This is a genomic window from Priestia sp. P5_B4 (assembly GCF_056400385.1).
This window is the reverse complement of record NZ_JBFULJ010000286.1, coordinates 1-4,425: the sequence shown is the minus strand read 5'-3', so window position 1 is coordinate 4,425 and position 4,425 is coordinate 1. Positions and strand designations below refer to the sequence as shown.

The 4,425-nt window shown below is 35.7% G+C and carries 5 protein-coding genes; 1 reads left to right on the top strand and 4 read right to left on the bottom strand.

Annotated features, from left to right (window positions below; all coding sequences use genetic code 11):
• Positions 1-284: 284 nt before the first annotated feature.
• Positions 285-488 (bottom strand): hypothetical protein, encoded by a 204-nt coding sequence (locus tag AC1DRF_RS17645; RefSeq protein ID WP_427076908.1) that lies wholly within the window; start codon positions 486-488, stop codon positions 285-287.
• Positions 489-804: 316 nt separating this feature from the next.
• On the opposite strand from AC1DRF_RS17645, the gene AC1DRF_RS17640 reads away from it, so the two are divergent.
• Positions 805-1,677: an AraC family transcriptional regulator gene (locus AC1DRF_RS17640; RefSeq protein WP_427076907.1), complete on the top strand. Its 873-nt coding sequence runs from the start codon at positions 805-807 to the stop codon at positions 1,675-1,677.
• Positions 1,678-1,893: 216 nt separating this feature from the next.
• Here AC1DRF_RS17640 and AC1DRF_RS17635 read toward each other — a convergent pair whose 3' ends face one another.
• The 3 genes from AC1DRF_RS17635 to AC1DRF_RS17625 form a co-directional block, all read right to left on the bottom strand.
• Positions 1,894-2,745 (bottom strand): aldo/keto reductase, encoded by an 852-nt coding sequence (locus tag AC1DRF_RS17635; protein ID WP_477741280.1) that lies wholly within the window; start codon positions 2,743-2,745, stop codon positions 1,894-1,896.
• 96 nt (positions 2,746-2,841) lie between these two features.
• Complete coding sequence (locus AC1DRF_RS17630; protein ID WP_477741279.1) at positions 2,842-3,825, bottom strand: aldo/keto reductase; 984 nt, start codon at positions 3,823-3,825, stop codon at positions 2,842-2,844.
• Between the two features lie 268 nt (positions 3,826-4,093).
• The coding region (locus AC1DRF_RS17625) for an NAD(P)H-binding protein (protein ID WP_477741278.1) at positions 4,094-4,425 on the bottom strand (332 nt) is incomplete at its 5' end.

The following is a 4,425-nucleotide window of genomic DNA, read 5'->3' as shown; positions in this document are numbered from 1 at the left end:
GATGTAAACTGGTGTTGTATATAGTATTCATAGGGAGAAGTCGATACATACATTTTAAAGTGTTACAAATCAAGCTTGGATTAGAAGGTTGTGAAAAGTAAATGTTATGGAATGTTATTAGTTTATTTTTAGCTAGGATTAGCCATTTATTAGAATTAATTAATACGATTGCTTTAATATGGATCGTTGTTTTATTAAGAAGTAAAAGGAAACAATAATAATGTTAAATTAAAGTAATGATTGATATGAATTAAGAGCTTCCTAGTTGTATAGGAGGCTCTTATTTATTCACTTATTGGTTTGATAATTTCAGGTTCTTCTTTTTTTGGAAAAGGTCTTACTCCAAAGTAGTAGCTAAAAACAAAAAAGATAACAACAATTACAGCAAAAATGAGCAACTTCTTAGGATAATGCTTGGACTCATTCTTATTCTCAAGCTCTTCCTTATATTTTTGTTGAATTTGTTTTTTCTTATCATCTGTTTTCATATTTACCCCTAAGTTTAGTTTTTTAATTTTACCATATTTATCTAAAATATATTTTACTTCTACCGATAAAATCACATTATGTAAACTTAATTTGTATATCTTATACAATTTGAAAATAGAAAAAAGCTATTGGCTCATCAGGGACCAATAGCTTTTTTCGGAACATAATTAGAAGGTTGTGATGATCTTATACATCATGAGTAGTTTGCTCAAGTTCGTAAGAACTTATGAAGAGAAAAACCTACATAATTGTGCATGAAATGTCGGATAGATCTATTTAAATCCTGGTATTCTGATGATAAGGGAGGTCATATCAATGGATTTGCTTGGAAATATGAATAGAGCTTTACGCTATATCGAAGAGAATCTAACCAACGATATAGATTTTAGAGAAGTAGCAAGGCTGGCTCTTTGCTCTGAGTATCATTTTAAAAGGATGTTTTCTTTTCTTGCAGGCATTACTTTGTCAGAATATATTCGCCGAAGACGCCTTACACTTGCAGCATTCGAACTTAAAGATAATAACATGAAGGTCATCGATATTCCGATCAAATACGGATATAAATCACCGGATTCTTTTACAAGAGCTTTTCAAAATCTACATGGTCTAACCCCTTCAGAAGCCAAAAAGAATGGTTATTCACTTAAAGCCTATCCAAAGATGACCTTTCAGCTATCAATCAAAGGAGGAAATGAAATGAACTATCGAATTGAAGAAAAAGAGGCATTTAATATAGTCGGTATTAAAGAAAGAGTGCCTATAATTTTTCACGGAGTTAACCCAAGGATTGCTGCTATGTGGGAAAGCTTAAGTAATGAAACGATAAATAAATTAAAAAAACTTTCCAATGTTAACCCACTGGGACTGCTTAGTGCATCCGTGAATTTTTCTGAAGGACGAATGGAGGAAAAAGGAGAGCTTGACCACTATATCGGTGTAGCAACAACTAAAGAATGTCCTAATAATTTGATACAACTTGAAGTACCTGCTTTAACATGGGCTGTATTTGAAGCAGTGGGGCCATTTCCTGACACATTGCAGGATGTATGGGGACGGATTTATTCCGAATGGTTTCCATCTTCAAATTACGAACAAGTAGAGGGACCAGAAATTTTATGGAATGAACATAAAGATGTAACATCACCGACTTTTAAAAGTGAAATATGGATACCTGTGTTAAAAAAATAATGATGATTCAACAATAAAATATTTTTAATGTAGAGAAAGAGGAGATTATAAATATGATCTCCTCTTCTAATTTATAACTTCCTGTAATGATGCTTATGTTAACTAGCTTCCTCATGTAATTATTACAACTAATATTCTTATAAATGTTTAATTGAAGAAATAAAAAAGAGAACAACAGAAGTAATCTGATGTCCTCTTTTTTATTAAGATATTTTATTAAATATCAAGTTTACGGGTACCGAGCCATTTTACCATTTCAGGATCTCTATGTGAGAAGAACAAGCTCTCTTCTGTATCTAACGTCGCAATCTTTTCCATGTCCTCTTGGCTTAATTCAAAGTCAAAGATATTAAAGTTTTCGACGATTCTTTCCTTGCGAACAGACTTCGGAATCACCACAACTCCTCTTTGTGTCAGCCAACGTAAAATTACTTGAGCAACAGATTTATTATGCTTTTCAGCAATTGATACTAAGATTTCATTTTGGAAGATATCCTTTTTCCCTTCAGCAAAAGGTGCCCAAGACTCAATCTGAACGTTGTTTTCCTTCATAAGCTTAGCACTTTCTACTTGCTGGCAGAAAGGATGTGTTTCAACCTGGTTTACAGCAGGAACCACTTCATTATGAGTAATTAAATCGACTAGGCGGTCTGCGTAGAAGTTACTAACTCCAATCGCCTTAATCTTACCCTCATGATATAATTCCTCCATCGCACGCCAAGAGCCATATACATCACCAAATGGCTGATGGATTAAATACAAATCGATATAGTCAAGTTGTAATCTTTCCAATGACTTTGCGAATGCTTTCTTTGTATTCTCATAACCAGTATCTTGAACCCAAAGTTTTGTCGTAATAAATAGTTCTTCTCTTGGGACACCACTTCGTTTGATTGCTTGGCCAACTTCCTTCTCATTTTGATAAGACGCAGCCGTATCAATTAAACGATATCCTGCCATAAGGGCGTCATAAACGGCTTGTTCACATTCCTTTGGATCTGTCATTTGAAAAACACCAAAGCCAAGTATAGGCATTTCAACACCGTTGTTTAAAATTACTTTTTGCATATAAACTCCTCCTGTTTTTTATATTAATTGTTAAGTCACTTATTTTCGCTCATTTACATTACTTATTATTGGAATTTACTATTAAATTCTCGTCTATTATTTACCAACTCTATTTGCATATTCTGATGGATAGCGATCTCCCGAAATCTCAATTTTAGAGAGTGCTTCTTTCAAATCACTTAGTTCTTGTGTCGTCAACTCAACATCAACTGCACCAAGGTTTTCTTCAAGACGATCTAATTTGCGTGTGCCTGGAATTGGAACAATCCATGATTTTTGAGCAAGTACCCATGCAAGTGATATCTGAGCTGGTGTTGCGTTTTTCCCTCCCGCAATCGTATTTATCAGATCAATTAAAACTTGATTCGCTTCGAGATTCTCAGGTGTAAAGCGAGGAACAATACTACGGAAGTCAGAGTTTCCGAAGGTTGCATTTTTATCAATCTTTCCGGTAAGGAAGCCTTTTCCTAGGGGACTGAACGGAACGAAGCCAATTCCGAGCTCCTGGAGCGTAGGCAGTAATTCTTCCTCAGGGCTTCTCCACATCATTGAGTATTCACTCTGGATAGCCGTAAGTGGATGTACTAAGTGTGCACGACGAATCGTCTTCACACCTGCCTCAGAAAGCCCCCAATGTTTCACTTTACCTTCTTGTATCAGATCTTTTACTGTTCCAGCTACCTCTTCAATTGGTACATCAGGATCAACTCGATGCTGATAGTATAGGTCAATGGCTTCAACGTTAAGACGTTTGAGTGAGCCTTCGACTGATTGCCTAATCTGCTCCGGCTTGCTTTCAACCACCTGTTTACCATCCACGATTTTAATACCAAATTTAGTAGCAATAACGACATCTCCTTTGAACGGAGCAAGAGCTTCACCTACCAGCTCTTCATTCACATAGGGACCATAAACTTCCGCGGTATCAAAAAAATTCACACCTCGGTCAATCGCTGCATGGATTAGAGAAATCATTTCTTTTTTGTCTGGTGCTGGACCATAACCATGACTCATTCCCATACAACCAAGACCTATAGAAGAAACTTCTAATCCACTTTTTCCTAATGAGCGCTTTTGCATGATTGATCTCCCCTTTTTTACATTATTATTGCCTTAAATGGTTCTATTATTTAATCACATCCCTATTATGCACCAACTGAGAAAGCAACCGGTATCCCATTCCTCTCAAATGATTGCCTAATTCTCTCAATGCAACTTAAGCGATGAAGAGATATGCATTATAAGGGCGCTATCACGAAGAAAAGAAGAAGGAGGATCTTATTTTATGTCTGAACAATTTATAAACGGCAGGATGATACCTACACAACTGCTATTCCATCTTTATATCTTAATAAAATGATGGCTTCGCCCAATCTGTATCTGGTTCGCCCACTCCAAGACTAGCTTGAAGATATTTATCACTTTTTTCTTGGATAATATCTATTATTAATTGAGTTACTGCTTGGCGAGTAACTTGTGCACCTTTAAAAGGTTCTCCTTTTTGCGTAATCAAATATTTAGTATTATCAGCTTGATTATAAAGCCAAGTTAATCTTAGGAGTGTATAATTCAGACTAGAATTCTCAAGCATTCGTGCAGATTCAATCTGGGAACGCATTCTGGGGCTTCCACCAATCATACGTTTATTCCATTCACCAAAAGCTCCCGGCACCTCATCAT

Coding starts and splice junctions, on each gene's coding strand:
- AC1DRF_RS17630 (WP_477741279.1), bottom strand. CDS start 3,825: ATGCAAAAGCGCTCATTAGGAAAAAGTGGATTAGAAGTTTCTTCTATA.
- AC1DRF_RS17645 (WP_427076908.1), bottom strand. CDS start 488: ATGAAAACAGATGATAAGAAAAAACAAATTCAACAAAAATATAAGGAA.
- AC1DRF_RS17635 (WP_477741280.1), bottom strand. CDS start 2,745: ATGCAAAAAGTAATTTTAAACAACGGTGTTGAAATGCCTATACTTGGC.
- AC1DRF_RS17640 (WP_427076907.1), top strand. CDS start 805: ATGGATTTGCTTGGAAATATGAATAGAGCTTTACGCTATATCGAAGAG.